Origin of the sequence: Streptomyces sp. NPDC026673, from assembly GCF_040638135.1 — a bacterium.
Lineage (GTDB): Bacteria > Actinomycetota > Actinomycetes > Streptomycetales > Streptomycetaceae > Actinacidiphila.
Window position 1 is genome coordinate 275,138 of sequence record NZ_JBEZXR010000002.1, and the last position, 15,422, is coordinate 290,559.

At 73.5% G+C, this 15,422-nt stretch carries 13 protein-coding genes and 1 pseudogene; 8 read left to right on the plus strand and 6 right to left on the minus strand.

Annotated elements, in window-relative coordinates:
• Positions 1-4: 4 nt before the first annotated feature.
• The 5 genes from AB0F62_RS02880 to AB0F62_RS02900 form a co-directional block, all read right to left on the minus strand.
• The gene (locus AB0F62_RS02880; protein ID WP_361791428.1) at positions 5-487 is read right to left on the minus strand and encodes a phage holin family protein; all 483 of its coding nucleotides are present in this window, start codon (positions 485-487) and stop codon (positions 5-7) included.
• Between the two features lie 52 nt (positions 488-539).
• Positions 540-1,949 carry a Na+/H+ antiporter NhaA gene (gene nhaA, locus AB0F62_RS02885; RefSeq protein WP_361791430.1) on the minus strand — a complete coding sequence of 470 codons (1,410 nt, stop codon included), beginning with the start codon at positions 1,947-1,949 and terminating at the stop codon, positions 540-542.
• A gap of 303 nt (positions 1,950-2,252) precedes the next feature.
• Positions 2,253-4,256 (minus strand): acetate--CoA ligase, encoded by a 2,004-nt coding sequence (acs, locus tag AB0F62_RS02890; protein ID WP_361791432.1) that lies wholly within the window; start codon positions 4,254-4,256, stop codon positions 2,253-2,255.
• A 198-nt stretch (positions 4,257-4,454) separates the two neighbouring features.
• Complete coding sequence (locus AB0F62_RS02895) at positions 4,455-6,749, minus strand: SulP family inorganic anion transporter (RefSeq protein ID WP_361791434.1); 2,295 nt, start codon at positions 6,747-6,749, stop codon at positions 4,455-4,457.
• A gap of 196 nt (positions 6,750-6,945) precedes the next feature.
• Complete coding sequence (locus AB0F62_RS02900; RefSeq protein WP_361791436.1) at positions 6,946-7,926, minus strand: ATP-binding protein; 981 nt, start codon at positions 7,924-7,926, stop codon at positions 6,946-6,948.
• Between the two features lie 200 nt (positions 7,927-8,126).
• Between AB0F62_RS02900 and AB0F62_RS02905 the strand changes: the two genes are divergently transcribed.
• Entirely contained in the window at positions 8,127-8,957 is an 831-nt protein-coding gene (locus AB0F62_RS02905; RefSeq protein WP_361791438.1) for an oxidoreductase, read from the plus strand.
• A gap of 359 nt (positions 8,958-9,316) precedes the next feature.
• Here AB0F62_RS02905 and AB0F62_RS02910 read toward each other — a convergent pair whose 3' ends face one another.
• Complete coding sequence (locus tag AB0F62_RS02910) at positions 9,317-10,147, minus strand: HAD-IB family hydrolase (RefSeq protein WP_361791440.1); 831 nt, start codon at positions 10,145-10,147, stop codon at positions 9,317-9,319.
• Between the two features lie 589 nt (positions 10,148-10,736).
• On the opposite strand from AB0F62_RS02910, the gene ssd reads away from it, so the two are divergent.
• The 7 genes and pseudogenes from ssd to AB0F62_RS02945 all read left to right on the plus strand — a co-directional run.
• Complete coding sequence (ssd, locus tag AB0F62_RS02915) at positions 10,737-11,783, plus strand: septum site-determining protein Ssd (protein WP_361791513.1); 1,047 nt, start codon at positions 10,737-10,739, stop codon at positions 11,781-11,783.
• A gap of 11 nt (positions 11,784-11,794) precedes the next feature.
• The gene (locus AB0F62_RS02920; protein WP_361791515.1) at positions 11,795-12,934 is read left to right on the plus strand and encodes a TadA family conjugal transfer-associated ATPase; all 1,140 of its coding nucleotides are present in this window, start codon (positions 11,795-11,797) and stop codon (positions 12,932-12,934) included.
• A complete protein-coding gene (locus AB0F62_RS02925) occupies positions 12,931-13,839 on the plus strand; it encodes a type II secretion system F family protein (protein ID WP_361791442.1) in 909 nt (302 codons plus the stop codon). The genes AB0F62_RS02920 and AB0F62_RS02925 overlap by 4 nt, the downstream gene beginning before the upstream one ends.
• A complete protein-coding gene (locus AB0F62_RS02930) occupies positions 13,836-14,612 on the plus strand; it encodes a type II secretion system F family protein (RefSeq protein WP_361791444.1) in 777 nt (258 codons plus the stop codon). Before AB0F62_RS02925 ends, AB0F62_RS02930 begins: the two co-directional genes overlap by 4 nt.
• A 9-nt stretch (positions 14,613-14,621) precedes the next feature.
• The gene (locus tag AB0F62_RS02935; protein WP_361791446.1) at positions 14,622-14,810 is read left to right on the plus strand and encodes a DUF4244 domain-containing protein; all 189 of its coding nucleotides are present in this window, start codon (positions 14,622-14,624) and stop codon (positions 14,808-14,810) included.
• Complete coding sequence (locus tag AB0F62_RS02940) at positions 14,797-15,144, plus strand: TadE family type IV pilus minor pilin (protein WP_361791448.1); 348 nt, start codon at positions 14,797-14,799, stop codon at positions 15,142-15,144. Before AB0F62_RS02935 ends, AB0F62_RS02940 begins: the two co-directional genes overlap by 14 nt.
• A pseudogene (locus tag AB0F62_RS02945) lies at positions 15,141-15,422 on the plus strand (Rv3654c family TadE-like protein); the annotation flags it as partial. The gene AB0F62_RS02940 and the pseudogene AB0F62_RS02945, both read left to right, overlap by 4 nt.

Consider the following 15,422-nt stretch of genomic DNA (forward strand, 5'->3'; position numbering starts at 1 on the left):
CGTGTCACACCTTGACCTCCACCGTGGCCCCTGTCCCGCCGGAGGTGGTGCTCCGCGGATGCGGCTTGACGCCCTGCAGCACCGCTGCCGTCTCCTTCGCCGAGGCGATGCTGCGCTCCGGCTTCTTGATCTTCTTGAACTTCGAGCGCGCCATCAGGCCCAGCAGGCCGGCCAGCACCAGATAGGCGCCCCCCACGATGAGGAACGACCAGGCCAGGCCCAGCCCCAGGTTGTGGATGCCGTACGCCGCGGCGAAGCTGAGCACCGGCAGCGAGAAGAGCGCCAGGATGCCGGCGGCGGTCACCGCTCCGCCGCCCATGCCGGCGCGCTTGACGTCCTGCCGGAGCTCCGCCTTGGCGAGGGCGATCTCCTCGTGGACCAGTTCGGACAGATCCGCCGTGGCCGAGGCGAAGAGCTGACCGAGGCTGCGGCTTCCGTTGGGGCTCACGGTCACGCCCGCCTTCACGGGCTCGTCCGCTGGGCTCATCGCGTCCTCCGTCGTCGTCATGGTGCGTCAGTCGTTATTCGGGGCAATCGGGTTACCCCCTGATCATGCCCGACTCATCCTCGTCGGTGCCCCCCGAGCGCGCCACTTCCGCGAGCCTGCGGTGCTCGGCCGCCTTGGCCTCGTGGATCGCGGCCATGCGCAGGTGGAACTCCGGGTTCGCCCACTCGTAGACGTCGGGCACGCCGTCCAGGTCCTCGTCGCGTTCCTCGTCCTCGCACATGCGGCGGTACTTCACGTTGCGCAGCTTCAGCAGCACCGCGGCGATGACCGCCGATATCAGTGAGCCCAGCAGGACGGCCGCCTTGGTCTCCTCCGTCAGCACCCGGTCGCCCTCGAAGGCCAGCTCGCCGATGAGCAGGGAGACCGTGAAGCCGATCCCCGCGAGGGTGGCCACGGCCAGCAGGTCGGCCCAGGCCAGGTCGGGGTTGAGCCGCGCACGGGTGAACCGTGCCGCGAGCCAGGTACCGCCGAAGACGCCGACCGCCTTGCCGACGACCAGGCCGAGCACCACGCCCAGCGTCTCCGGACGGCCGAACACCTCGCCGATCGCGCTGCCGGCGATCGGCACCCCGGCCGAGAAGAGCGCGAACAACGGAACCGCCAGGCCCGCGGAGAGCGGCCGCACGAGGTGCTCGATCCGCTCCCCGGGGGACCGCTCCTCGCCCTCGCGGCGGTGGCAGCGCAGCATCAGGCCCATCGCGACGCCCGCGATCGTGGCGTGCACTCCGCTGGCGTGCATCAGCGCCCAGTTGACCAGTGCGAGGGGTACGTAGACGTACCAGCCGTGCACCTCGTTGCGGAGCAGCAGCCGGAACAGGACCAGCCCGGCCAGGGCCAGCGCCAGGGCGACGAGGTTGATGCCCGAGGTGAAGAAGACCGCGATGATCAGGATCGCGAAGAGGTCGTCCACGACCGCGAGGGTGAGCAGGAAGGCGCGCAGCGCGGCCGGCAGCGAGGTGCCGAGCACGGCCAGCACCGCCAGGGCGAACGCGATGTCGGTCGCCGTCGGCACCGCCCAGCCCTGCATGGAACCGCCGCCGACGGCGTTGACCACCGCGTACACGATCGCGGGCATGGCCATGCCGCAGAGCGCCGCGATGACCGGGAGCGCCGCCGCCGAGGGGTTGCGCAGCTCGCCCGCGACGAGTTCGCGCTTGAGCTCGATCCCGGCGACGAAGAAGAAGACCGTCAGCAGCCCGTCCGCGGCCCAGTGCCCCACGGACAGGTCCAGATGGAGCGCCTCCGGGCCGAAGCGGAAGGCGACGGTGGACTCGTACGAGGCGTTCAGCGGGCTGTTCGCCCAGACCAGCGCGACGACGGCGGCGAGGAGCAGCAGGACGCCGCCCACGGTCTCGGTCCGCAGCGCGTCGGCGACGTAGTTCCGCTCGGGCAGCGGCAGCCGGCCCAGGAAGACGGAACGGCGGCGGTTGGTCGCGGTCACGGGTCGACCTCCGGTCGGGCTCGGCATGGCTGATCACCTCGCCGACCAGACTTCCCGGCTCGCCCTGATTCTTTTGCGCGTTTCTGACGCGTTCATCAGCTTGTCGGTGGACGTCCGGAGCCTCCGGCGTTGTTCACATTACGGACATCCGAGGCCCCTCGCCCGGCCTGCGCAGGGCCTGTGCCGGGGCTGTGCCCGGGTTGCGCGGGGCCTGTGCCGGGGTCGCGCGGGCGTTGGGTGAACGACGCGGAACGGCGAAGAGGCCCCCAGAGGGGCCTCTTCGTGTGCGGCGACGGGGCCGGTTCAGTCCTCGCTCTGGGCGCTCGGGAGCTTCGTCTGGATGAGGTCCATGACCGTGGAGTCGGTCAGGGTGGTGACATCGCCGAGTTCCCGGTTCTCGGCGACGTCGCGCAGCAGACGGCGCATGATCTTGCCGGAGCGGGTCTTCGGCAGCTCGGCCACCGTGAGGATCCGCTTGGGCTTGGCGATCGGGCCGAGCGTCTTGGCGACGTGGTCGCGCAGCGCGGCGATCAGTTCGTCGCCGTCCTCGGCCGCGGCGGTGCCGCGCAGGATGACGAAGGCGACGATGGCCTGCCCGGTGGTGGCGTCGGTGGCGCCGACCACGGCCGCCTCCGCGACCTTCGGGTGGGAGACGAGGGCCGACTCGACCTCGGTGGTGGAGATGTTGTGACCCGAGACGAGCATGACGTCGTCCACCCGGCCGAGCAGCCAGATGTCGCCGTCCTCGTCCTTCTTCGCGCCGTCCCCGGCGAAGTAGCGGCCCTCGAAGCGGGACCAGTAGGTGTCCAGGTAGCGCTGGTCGTCGCCCCAGATGGTGCGGAGCATCGAGGGCCACGGCTCGGTCAGGACGAGGTAGCCGCCGGAGCCGTTGGGCACCTCGCGGGCCTCGTCGTCCACCACGGTCGCGGAGATGCCGGGCAGCGCACGCTGCGCGGAACCGGGCTTGGTCTCCGTCACGCCGGGCAGCGGGGAGATCATCATGGCGCCGGTCTCGGTCTGCCACCAGGTGTCCACGATCGGGCAGCGGCCGCCGCCGATGTGCTCGCGGTACCAGATCCACGCCTCGGGGTTGATCGGCTCGCCGACGCTGCCCAGGACGCGCAGCGACGACAGGTCGAACTTGGCGGGGATGTCGTCGCCCCACTTCATGAAGGTGCGGATCGCCGTGGGGGCGGTGTACAGGATGGTGACCCCGTACTTCTGCACGATCTCCCAGAAGCGGCCCTGGTGCGGGGTGTCGGGAGTGCCCTCGTAGAGCACCTGGGTGGCGCCGTTGGCCAGCGGGCCGTAGACGATGTACGAGTGGCCGGTGACCCAGCCGACGTCGGCGGTGCACCAGTAGACGTCGGTCTCCGGCTTCAGGTCGAAGACCGCGTGGTGGGTGTAGGCGGCCTGCGTCAGATAGCCGCCCGAGGTGTGCAGGATGCCCTTGGGCTTACCGGTGGTGCCGGAGGTGTAGAGGATGAAGAGCGGGTGCTCCGCCTCGAAGGCCTCCGGGGTGTGCTCGGCGGACTGCCGGTCGACGAGCTCGTGCCACCACACGTCGCGGCCCTCGGTCCACGCGACCTCCTGGCCGGTGCGCCGTACGACCAGCACCTTCTCCACGCCGCCGGCGCGGCCGACGGCGTCGTCCACGGCGGGCTTGAGGGCGGACGGCTTGCCGCGGCGGTAGCCGCCGTCGGCGGTGATCACCAGCTTGGCGTCGGCGTCCTCGATACGGGCGGCCAGCGCGTCGGCCGAGAAGCCGCCGAAGACCACCGAGTGCGCGGCGCCGACGCGGGCGCAGGCCAGCATCGCCACGACGGTCTCGGGGATCATGGGCATGTAGACGGCGACCCGGTCGCCGGCCGTCACGCCCAGCTCGGTCAGTGCGTTCGCGGCACGGCTCACCTCGTCCTTGAGCTCCGCGTAGGTGATGCTCCGGCTGTCGCCGGGCTCGCCCTCGAACCGGATCGCCACCCGGTCGCCGTTGCCGGCCTCGACATGCCGGTCCACGCAGTTGTACGCCACGTTCAGGGTGCCGTCGGCGAACCACTTGGCGAACGGCGGGTTGGACCAGTCCAGCGTCTCGGTCGGCTCCTTCGCCCAGGTCAGCCGGCGGGCCTGTGCCGCCCAGAAGCCCAGTCGGTCGTCACCGGCCTGCTGGTAGGCCTCCGCGGTCACATTGGCACCGGCCGCCAGCTCGGCGGGCGGAGCGAACCGGCGCTCCTCCTTCAAAAGGTTGGCCAGGCTCTCGTTGCTCACGCCGTGCTCCTTCGCAGGGTGTCCTCTTGTGTCCCAGGCCATAGCTCACCAGCCGGAGGGGCGGGATGACAAGGGTTCGCGGCAAATATTGGTTTAGACCTGTCATGCGAAGTGTCCGCCCTGGGCCGCACCCCGCGCGGGGCCTGGTCCGCGCGGGGTGCGGCCCGGGCAGGCGTCCGGCCCGCCGGAAGGTACACGGCGGGCCGGGCGTCGCGAGGCCGCCCGGAGCGGGCGGGCGGCTCAGACCGCGTCGAGCACCTCCGGCCGTACGGCGGCGAACGTGCCGGTCCCGGGGTCGAGGACGTAGGCCTGGGCCTCGGCGACGTGGAAGTACATGCCGTGCAGCTGGAGCGATCCCTCGGCCACCCTCCGGGCGACGCAGGAGTGGGCCATCAGATGATCCAGCTGCTGCACCACGTTGACGAGGCAGAGCCGTTCGAGCTCGTCGGCCACCGGGCGGTCGGCGACGGCGACCTCGCCGCGTCCGATCCGGCCGATCCGCTCCAACCGGGCCAGGCTCGGCCGGCCGTGGCGGAGCCAGCGGGCCAGCGGGGTCTGCGCGCCGGGCTCGTGGCCGGCCCCGCCGAGCAGCGCCTGCATGGCGCCGCACCCCGAGTGCCCGCACACCGTGATGCTGCCGACCTTCAGCACCTCGACCGCGTACTCGATGGCGGCGCCGACCGAGTCGCAGGAGGCGTCGGCGCCGGGCGGCGGCATCAGATTGCCCACGTTGCGCACGGTGAAGAGGTCACCGGGCCCGCTCGACGTGATCATGCTGGTGACCAGGCGCGAGTCCGCGCAGGTGAGGAAGAGCTGGGTGGGCCGCTGCCCCTCGCGGGCGAGGCGGGCCAGCTCGTCCCTGACCAGCGGCGCCGTGTTGCGCTGGAAGGCGCTGAGGCCGCCGACCAGCTGCCCCGCGGCCCCCGCCTCCGTACCGGGCTTGGTGCAGTGGTGGTTGCGCCACGGAGTCCAGGGGCGGCACGCGTGTGTGCTCGACGGGACGGAGATCGGCGTGCCCGACCGGCCCGTGAGGGTCGCCCAGCCGCCGCGCGCCCGGTGCCCCTCGCACCACAACTGCAGCGACTCATAGGCCGCGTGGTCCATGAAGGAGCCGTCCAGTGTGATCACCGCGCTGGCGCCCTCCGGCACCTCCGTGAGCGCCCGTGTCAGCCGGGGCACCGCCAGGAAGGTCAACTGCCCCCGCACGTGCACCTGGTGGACCCCGGCCGCCTCGGTCACGCTGATCCTGGTGTGCGTCAGCCGGCGCAACGACAGGAAGACGGCCACCACGATGCCGGCCAGGACCCCTTCGAGCACCCCAAGCAGCACCACCGCGCCGAGTGTCGCCGCGTACACCGGGAACTCCCGGTGCCGTTGCACATGCCTGATGTGGGCGAAGCTCACCATCTTCACGCCGACCACCATGACCAGCGCGGCGAGGGCGGCGAGCGGGATGTGCTCCAGCAGCCCCGCCAGCAGCCCGGCGCACAGCAGCACCCAGACGCCGTGCAGCACCGTGGCCCGGCGCGTCCGCGCGCCCGCGGCCACGTTCGCCGAGCCGCGGATCGCCCCGCCGGCCACCGGCAGTCCACCGAGCAGGCCCGAGGCCACGTTGGACGCGCCCTGACCGAGCAGCTCCCGGTTCAGCCGGGCCGGGACCGCGTCCCCGGGCTCCCCGCGCCGGGAGCGGAGCTTGTCGATCGCCACCGCGGACAGCAGCGACTCCATGCTCGCGACGAGCGTGACGGTCAGGACCGCGGCGGCGATCCCCAGCACCGGCCCGTGCGGCAGCCCGGGCAGCGCCACAGCGTGCCAGGCGGGCAGGTCGACCCGCGGCAGCGCGATCGGCACGCCGACGGCGGTCGCGGCCGCGATGGCGGCGAGCGGCGCCGGGACGGTGCGCAGCGCCTTCCCGGCCCGGCCGGGGAGGCGTGGCCAGCCGACCAGAACCGCCACCGTCACCGCACCGATCAGCAGCGCGCCGGGATGCGGGGACGACAACTGCTGCGGCAGGGCGGCCAGATTGGCGAGGGCCGAGCTGTCCGGTCGGGCACCGAGCACGACATGGAGCTGGGCGAGCGCGATGGCGGCCCCGATCCCCGCCAGCATGCCGTGCACGATCGCCGGGCTGACGGCGAGCGCCGCCCGGGCCACCCTCAGCGCGCCCAGCGCGAGTTGGGCGAGTCCGGCCAGCACCGTGATGGCGCATGTCGTGCGCCAGCCGTAGCGGTGGACGAGTTCGGCGGTGACCACGACGAGGCTGGTGGCGGCGCCGCTGACCTGGAGCGGGGCACCGCCCATCAGCCCCACCACGATGCCGCCCACCGCGGCGGCGATCAGCCCGGACTGCAGCGGGGCACCGGTGGCCAGGGCGATGCCCAGCGACAGCGGGACGGCGATCAGGAAGACGGTGATCGAGGCGGAAAGGTCGTGCCGCCAAGCGGCGGCGGTCCCGGCATCGGCACGGGGTGGGGGTGGTGGCAGATCCTGCGGCGGGGCCTGCGACTGCATCTGCGGTTCTGGGTTGGCGTGCATGTTCCCGTCTCCTCCGGGGCGGCGCGGCTGCGTTCGGCTGGTGCGCGTACGCGGTCGTGGTCACGGCTGTGCGGCGGGCGCTGTCGACGCTGAGAGCAGCGGAGTGTGATTGCTTGATTACTCTCAAGAGTCGGTAAATGGAGAGTAATGCAGATAAAGGCCCCTTGGATGAGGATTCGCCCGAACGGGCGAACGATTACCCGGTGAGGGTGAAGCGTTCGCCCAGCACGAAGCCCGGGTCGACCTGGGAGGCGAGATCGGCGCCAGTCCGCGCGTTGCCCCAGCTCTCCGCGTTCTTGAGGTGGAAGTGGACCATCTGGCGGGTGTAGCGCTCCCAGTCCCGCTGCTCGTACGTGGCGTCCGCGGCGTCGCGCATCAGCCGCAGCGCCGCGCGGTTGGGCTCCTCCAGCGACGCGAAACGCGGCGGGCGCCCCTTCTCCATGGCGCGGACCCAGTCCGAGTGCCCGACGGTGACCAGCAGGTCCTCGCCCACCTCGGCGCGCAGGAAGTCCAGGTCGTCCGGGCCCTGCACCTTGTTGCCGACGACGTGCAGGGCGACCCCGAAGTCCCGGGCGTACTCCTTGTACTGGCGGTAGACCGCGACCCCCTTGCGGGTCGGCTCGGCGACCAGGAAGGTCATGTCGAAGCGGGTGAACAGGCCGGAGGCGAAGGAGTCGCTGCCGGCCGTCATGTCGACGACGACGTACTCCCCGCGGCCGTCGACCAGATGGTTGAGGAACAGCTCCACCGCCCCGACCTTCGAGTGGTAGCAGGCCACGCCGAGGTCCGACTCGCTGAAGGGGCCGGTGACCATCAGCCGCGCCTCGCCGCCATCGAGGGGGACGGGCCGGGCGCAGGCGGTGTAGACGGGGTTCTCCTCGGCGACCCGCAGCAGGCGGGAGCCCTGGCCCGGCGGCGTGGTCTTGATCATCGTCTCGGCCGACGCGATCCGCGGATTGGCGCCGCGCAAGTACTCCTTGATCTCCGGGAGGCGGGCGCCCATGGCCGGCAGGGCGGCGGCCTCCTCCTCGCCGAGGCCGAGCGCCGGGCCGAGGTGCTGGTTGATGTCGGCGTCGACGGCCACGACGGGGGCGTGGGCGGCGGACAGGTGGCGGATGAAGAGGGAGGACAGCGTGGTCTTGCCGCTGCCGCCCTTTCCGACGAAAGCGATCTTCATGTTCGTTAACAGTAGTGACGGGGCCCTCTTCCCGCGGCCTCCGCCGCGGGAGTTCACCCGTCGGTGGACATCCGGGGCACTTTCCGGGCCCGTTCCGGGACACTTCCGCCCTCCGCCCCGTGCGGCGCGCCCGCCCGGGGGCGCGTGACGATGCCCACTCGCCCACCGGGCCGCCGCCGAGGGTGCGTAGGGTCGTGCGTATGGGTACGACAGTTGATCCGCTCGCCGTTCTCGGTTCGCTCCCCGGTGTCGCCGAGTCGGTGGACTCCGTACGGAAGGCCGTGGACCAGGTCTACGGGCACCGGGTGATGCGCCGCCGCTCCAATGAGGTGACCTCCGAGGCGGCGCTGCGCGGCGCCCGCGGCTCCGCGGCCCTCGCGGGCGCCGACTGGCCGCTGGAAGAGGTCCGCCGGCGCAGCGACTTCTCCGCCGACGACGAGTCGCGCGCGGTGGGTGCCGCGCTGCGGCTGACCGCGGAGGCCGGCCAGTTGCTCTCCGTGTGGCGGCGGTCGCCGCTGCAGGCGCTGGCCCGTCTGCACCTCGTCGCGGCAGGGGGTGCGTCGGCCGACGAGACGGTCGGCCGGCCGCGTCAGGCGGGCGAGAAGGTCGACGAGCCGCTGCTGGACGAAGCGGAGTTCCCGCTGCCCGAGCCCTCGGAGGTCGTCGCGCGGCTCGACGGGCTCGCGGACCTGCTGCTGTCGGGCAGCCAGGCGCCCGCTCTGGTCATCGCCGCGGTCGTGCACGGCGAACTGCTGTGCCTGCGGCCGTTCGGTTCGTACAACGGCCTCGTGGCGCGGGCCGCGGAGCGCGTCGTCCTGGTCGGGAGCGGGCTGGACCCCAAGTCCATCTGCCCGGCCGAGGTCGGCCACGCCGAACTGGGGCGCGCGGACTACCTGAAGGCGCTGCGGGGCTACGCCTCCGGGACGCCGGACGGCATGGCGGCGTGGATCGCCCACTGCGGGCGGGCCGTGGGGCTGGGCGTACGGGAGAGCGTGGCCGTCTGCGAGGCCCTGCAGCGGGGCGCCGCGTAGGGCGGGACGGGCGATACCGGGAAGGTCCGGGAAAGGGTTGCGGCGGCACCCTCGGGTGCCGCCGCTGGCATGACCGTCGGGTTACCAAGCGTGCACGATATGCGCCCATCAGGTCGGGAACTTCGCCCGTCACCTGGTGCGGCCGGCCCGGTCAGCGGGTCTGCGTCGCGTGGGTTCCCAGCTGTCATGCTCGGTCCGTGGGGCCTGATTCAACGGGGTTCCTCGCGGAAGTCCGTGGTCTCGCGGGCCGTACAACCTTTCTACTGCACCTTCGGGAGAACCGGAACCCCTCGCCGTACTTCTTTGCATACGGGGTCTGATCAGCAGGATCTTCCGCAAGCACGGGCGATGGGCGCGTATCAGGACAGGGCGGGCCTGCGCCGCCGGGCCGCGTACCAGACGAGCCCCGCCGTGGCGGCGGCCGCGCCGACCGCCGCCAGCGCCAGCACCGGGCCGGAGGGCATCGTCAGCGCGGGCACCCGCTGGTGCAGCCGGACCGGGCGGCTGAAGGCGAGCACCGGCCACTCGCGGGACGCCGCCTCCCGGCGCAGCCCGCGGTCCGGGTTGACCGTGTAGGGGTGGCCGACCGCCTCGAGCATCGGGATGTCGGTCACCGAGTCGCTGTAGGCGAAGGAGCGCTTGAGGTCGTATCCCTCAGTCGCGGCGAGTTCGGTCATCGCCCGCGCCTTGGCCGGTCCGTAGACGTAGTGCTCGATCCGGCCGGTGTAGCGGCCGTCCTCCACCGCCATTCGGGTGGCGATGACGTGGTCCGCGCCGAGCATCTCGCCGATCGGCTCCACGACCTCGGCGCCGGAGGCGCTGACGATGACGACGTCGCGGCCGGCCAGGTGGTGCTCCTCGATGAGGGAGGCCGCCTCGTCGTAGATGATCGGGTCGATGAGGTCGTGGAGGGTCTCGGCCACGATCTCCCGCACCTGCTGCACATTCCAGCCGCGGCACATGTCGGAGAGGTACTTTCGCATCCCCTCCATCTGGTCGTGGTCGGCGCCGCCGAGCAGATAGACGAACTGCGCGTACGCGGTCCGCAGCACGGCTCGCCGGTTGATGAGGCCGCCTTGATAGAACGGCCTGCTGAACGCCAAGGTGCTCGACTTGGCGATCACCGTCTTGTCGAGATCGAAGAACGCGGCGGTGCGCGGTGGCAGGTGGTTTTCCACGAGGATGAGCATAGGGACCCACCATTCGGCGTAAGCTCCTGCGCGTGGGTTTGCCTGAGAAGGCCTTCGGGTACACCATGGAAGTCACGGATCGTTCGCGACCGTGCTAACCCGGTCTGGCTCCTCCCCCCCCGAGTCGGACCGTGGGGACGACCCCCGCTCTCCCCCCCGGCGGGGGTCGTCGCATGTCCGGGGGCATATTCAGGCCACGTGCCCGTACGCGCCCGGCGTGTTGATCAGCCCCCCGCGGCTTCCGCGGGGGGCTGATCCCTTTTCTCTCTGGTTACTTTGAGTGACGGATCACATTCGTTGTGCTGTTCGGTGGAAGCCACTCGCGCGGGTGGTGGAGATATCCACAAGTGCTGAGTTATCCACGGATCGACATCAAGATCAACAATTTTCGGCGACTCGCGAGACTCTTGCGGCAAATGCCGCATCGGAGATGTGTCCGGTGCATGTGCCCCATACCGATGGGGCGGGTCGGAACGAGCGAGGGGGCGTCGAGGTGGCCGCAACATTCAACGGCGGAACAAAAGGAACGGGCGGCGGGCGGGCGCCCGGACGGCCGCGCGGAAAGGACGATCCGGGCGGTGGCCCGCTCATCGTCACCGAGGACGGGGCGCTCCTGGACGACCTGCTGCGACTGTGCGCCGCCGCGGGCGCGGAGCCGGAGGTGGCCTTCGGGGTTCGGCCGGTGCCGGGCAGCTGGGAGTGCGCGCCGCTGGTCCTGGTCGGCGCCGACGACACGCGACGCGTGTCGGGCTCGGCGCGGCGCCGGGGCGTGCTTCTCGTCGGCCGGGATCCGGACGATCCCGAGGTGTGGCGCCATGCCGTGGACGTCGGGGCCGAGCACGTCGCCGTGCTCCCCGACGCCGAGACCTGGCTGGTCGACCGGATCGCCGACGCGGCGGAGGGCGCCGGCGAACCGGCCCTGACGATCGGCGTCGCCGGCGGCCGCGGCGGCGCGGGGGCGAGCACCCTTGCCTGTGCCTTGGCCGTCACGGCCGCCCGGTCCGGGCGCCGCACGATGCTCGTCGACGCCGATCCGCTGGGCGGGGGCCTGGATGTGCTGCTCGGGGCCGAACGGGTGGGCGGGCTGCGCTGGCCCGACCTCGCCGAATCCCGGGGCCGGGTCAACAGCGGGGCGCTGGAGGAATCGCTGCCCCGCAGTCACGCCCTCAGCGTGCTCAGTTGGGACCGCGGCGACACCGTCGTCATCCCGCCGCAGGCCATGCGCTCCGTCATGGGCGCCGCCAGGCGGCGCGGCGGGGTGGTGGTCGTCGACCTGCCGCGCCGGATGGACGAGGCGGTCGCCGAGGCGCTCGCCCAGATCGACGTCGGCCTGCTGGTCGTCCCCGCCGAGCTGCGCGCGGTCGCGGCCGCGGGCCGGGTGGCCTCCCGGATGGGCATGGTGCTGCGGGATCTTCGGGTTGTCGCCCGCGGTCCCTTCGGTTCGGGGCTCACCGACGAGACCGTGGCGGAACTGGTGGGGCTGCCGCTCGCCGGCGAGCTGCCGCCGGAGCCCGGGCTGCCCGCCGCACTGGAGGGCGGCGAGGCCCCGGGCGGCAGCGGCCGCGGCCCCCTGGCCGGGTTCTGCTCGGCCTTCCTGACGGCGGCGCTGGCCGGCGGCGGGAGCGTGGCCGCGTGAGCGCCGACGTCATGACGCCCGCTCTGCTCGACGCCGTGCGGCTGCGGCTGGCCGCATCGGGGGACGAGCCCACCCCGGCCGGTGTGGCCGCCGCCCTGCGGGCGCAGGGGCGGCTGCTGGGCGACACCGAGGTGCTGGACGTGGTGGCCGCGCTGCGCTCGGAGATGGTGGGAGCCGGGCCCCTGGAAGGGCTGCTCGCCGAGCCGGACGTCACCGATGTGCTGGTGAACGGGCCGGACGAGGTGTGGATCGACCGGGGCGCCGGCCTGGAGCGCACCCAGGTGCGGTTCGCGGACGCGGCGGCCGTGCGCCGGCTCGCCCAGCGCCTCGCCTCCGCCGCCGGACGACGGCTGGACGACGCCCGGCCCTGGGTGGACGCCCGCCTCCCGGACGGCACCCGGCTGCACGCTGTGCTGCCACCGGTGGTGGTCGGCGCTCCGTGCCTGTCCCTGCGCGTCGTCCGCACCCGGGCCTTCACCCTGGACGAACTGGTGGCCGCGGGCAGCATGGACGGAGGCACGGCCGCCCTCCTGCGAGCGGTGCTGGACGCCCGCCTGTCGTATCTGGTCTCCGGCGGTACGGGGTCCGGCAAGACCACGCTGCTCAGTTGCCTCCTCGGTCTCGTCCCGCCGGGCGAGCGCATCGTCCTCGCCGAGGACTCCGCCGAGCTCCGGCCGCGGCATCCGCATGTCGTACGCCTGGAGACCAGGCCCGCCAATCAGGAGGGCGCCGGGCTGGTGACCCTGCGGGACCTCGTACGGCAGGCGCTGCGCATGCGACCCGACCGGCTCGTGGTCGGAGAGGTGCGGGGGCCCGAAGTCCTCGATCTCCTGGGCGCCTTGAACACCGGCCACGAAGGCGGTTGCGGCACGGTGCACGCCAACGCCGCAGCGGATGTGCCGGCCCGGCTGGAGGCGCTGGGCGCCGTGGCGGGCCTCGACCGGGCCGCGCTCCACAGTCAGTTGGCGGCCGCCCTGTCCGTGGTGGTGCATCTGGTGCGCGATCGCTCCGGCCGCCGCCGCGTCGCCGAGGTCCATGTGCTGGAGCGCGGGGCGGACGGAATCGTCGGCACCGTGCCCGCGCTCGGGGGCGGCGAACGCGGCCCGGGCTGGGGCCGATTGGCCGCGCTGTGCGAGCGGGGGCGGCCATGAACGCCGTGGTGCTCCTCGCCGCTCTGTGCGCGGGCGCGGCCGTCTGGGCGGTGTGCGCGCGTGGCGAGGCGCTGCGAAGGGCGCGGACGCTGCCCACAGGCGGTCTGGAGGCCCCCGAGAGGTCCGGTGGGGTCCGTGGGCCCCGAGGGCTCGAGGCACGCGTGAACGGGCTGCTGGAGCCCTTCCGGGCGAGGTTCGGCTGGCGCCTCGGACGTGAAGTGCTGTTTCTGCCGGGAGGGTTGGCGCTGGCGCTCGCCGCCGAGTCGGTGCTGCCGGTCCTCCTGGGGGCGGCGGCCGTGCCGTTCGCCGGACGGTGGTTGCGCGGACGGGAGCGGCGCGCCGAGGCGGAACGCCGGGCCCTCGCGGTCGGCGCGCTGTGTGCCGCGGTCGCCGGTGATCTACGGGCCGGGCTGGCCCCGCCGGCCGCGCTGGCCGGTGCGCTGGGCCGTGAGGGCTGGCCGGAACGCCCCGATCTTTCGGACGCCGCACTGCTGTTGCTGGCCGCCTCCCGTTTCGGCGGTGACGTGCCCGCGGCGCTGCGGGCGGCCGCCCTGCTGGAGGGCGCCGAGGGGCTGTCCGGGGTCGCCGCGTGCTGGCAGGTGGCGGTGGACGGCGGGGCGGGGCTCGCGGACGGGCTGGACCGGATCGCGGCCGCCCTGCGCGCCGAACGCGATCAGCGGGAGGATCTGAGGGCCCAACTGGCGGCGCCCCGCTCCACGGTGGCGCTGCTGGCCCTGCTGCCCGCCTTCGGGCTGGTCCTGGGCACCGGTCTGGGGGCCGATCCGCTGGGCACCTTGCTGCGCACACCCGCGGGGCTGGGCTGCCTGGCCGCGGGAGGGCTCCTGGAGTGGGCCGGGCTCGCCTGGACCGCGCGGATCGTGCGGACGGCGGAGGCCGGGTCATGAGCGGCGACGTCGTCCACAGGCTGGGGATCGCCGTGGCCGTCGCGGCCGCCGCCCTGTGCATGGCGGGGGCTCTGGCCGCCGTCCGGAGGGAGCGCGCCGCGCGGCGCAGACTCCGATTGTTGACGGGCAGGCCGTGTCCGGTCCCGCGTGGCCGCGGACGGCCGGGTGCGGCGGCCGTCCGGGAATGGGCCCCGGTCGCCGGGGTCGCCCTGGGCGCTTTCGCCCTCGTCGGCGGTGTCCCCGGCTGCGCGGCCGGGCTCGGCGCCGGGTATGCGATACGCCGCCGGCTGCGGGCTCCCCGGCCCGCGGGGCGCGCCGATTCGGACCGGGCCGTGCGTCAGCTGCCGCTGGCGGCCGATCTGATGGCGGCCTGCGTCACTGCCGGAGCCGGGCCCCGCGAGGCCGCGGAGGCGGTCGGGCCGTCCCTCGGCGGGCCGCTCGGGGAGGCGCTCACCCGCGCCGCCGCCGAACTCCGTCTGGGCGGCGATCCCGCGGAGTGCTGGGGCCGGCTGGACCGGCTCGGCTGCCGTGAGCTCGCCCGCTGCATGGAGCGCGCCACGACCACGGGAGTGCCGCCGGTCGAGGAGATCGCGCGGCTCGCCGCGGGCTGCCGCGCCGAGCACGCCCGCTTCGGGGCGGCGCGCGCACGGCGCGCCGGAGTGCTGATCACGGCCCCGCTGGGGCTGTGCTTCCTGCCGGCCTTCCTCCTCGTGGGGGTCGCGCCGGTGGTGATGGGGCTGGCGGGGGCGATCCTCGCCGGCACGACGATCTGAGGGGGAGACATGCGTTGTCTGAAGAAGCTGCTGCGCCGGTGCCGGACCGGCGAACAGGGGATGACCACGGCCGAGTACGCCGTGGGCACGCTGGCCGCCTGCGGTTTCGCGGCCGTGCTCTACAAGGTGGTCACCTCGGGTGTGGTCAGTTCCGCGCTCAGCGGGCTGATCAAGAGGGCTCTCGATGTGGCGTTCTGAGCGCCGCGGCGATGCCGGCTATGTGACGGCGGAGGCGGCGGTGGTGATCCCGTCGCTGGTGTTCCTCACGGCCTTGCTGCTGTGGGGCCTGGCCGCGGCGGCCTCGCAGATCCGCTGCGTCGACGCCGCGCGGGCCGGAGCCCGCGCGGCGGCCCGGGAGGAGCCGGAGGGCGCGGTGCTCGACGCGGCCCGCACGGCCGCCCCCGCCGGGGCCGCCGTCTCGGTGCAGCGGGGCGGCGACCTGGTCCGGGTCACCGTCGAGGCCCGCACCCTGTCCGTCACCCTCCACGGTGAGGCGGTGGCCTCCGTGGAGGGCGCGCGGGAGGGGCCGTGAACGGGCGGGCGCGCGACCGGGGCTCCGCCACCGTCTGGACGGCCCTCCTGGGAGCGGTGCTGGCGCTGGCCGCGTGCGCGGTGCTGACCTTCGGCGCCGCCGTCGCGGCCCGGCACCGCGCCGGAGCCGCCGCGGACCTCGCGGCCCTCGCCGCGGCCGACCACGCCCTGCGGGGCGGCGCGGTCGCCTGCGCCGTGGCCGGGCGGGTCGCGGCCGCCCAGCACGCGCGGCTGGTGCGCTGCGCGGTCACCGGTGAGATCGCCGATGTCACGGCCGCC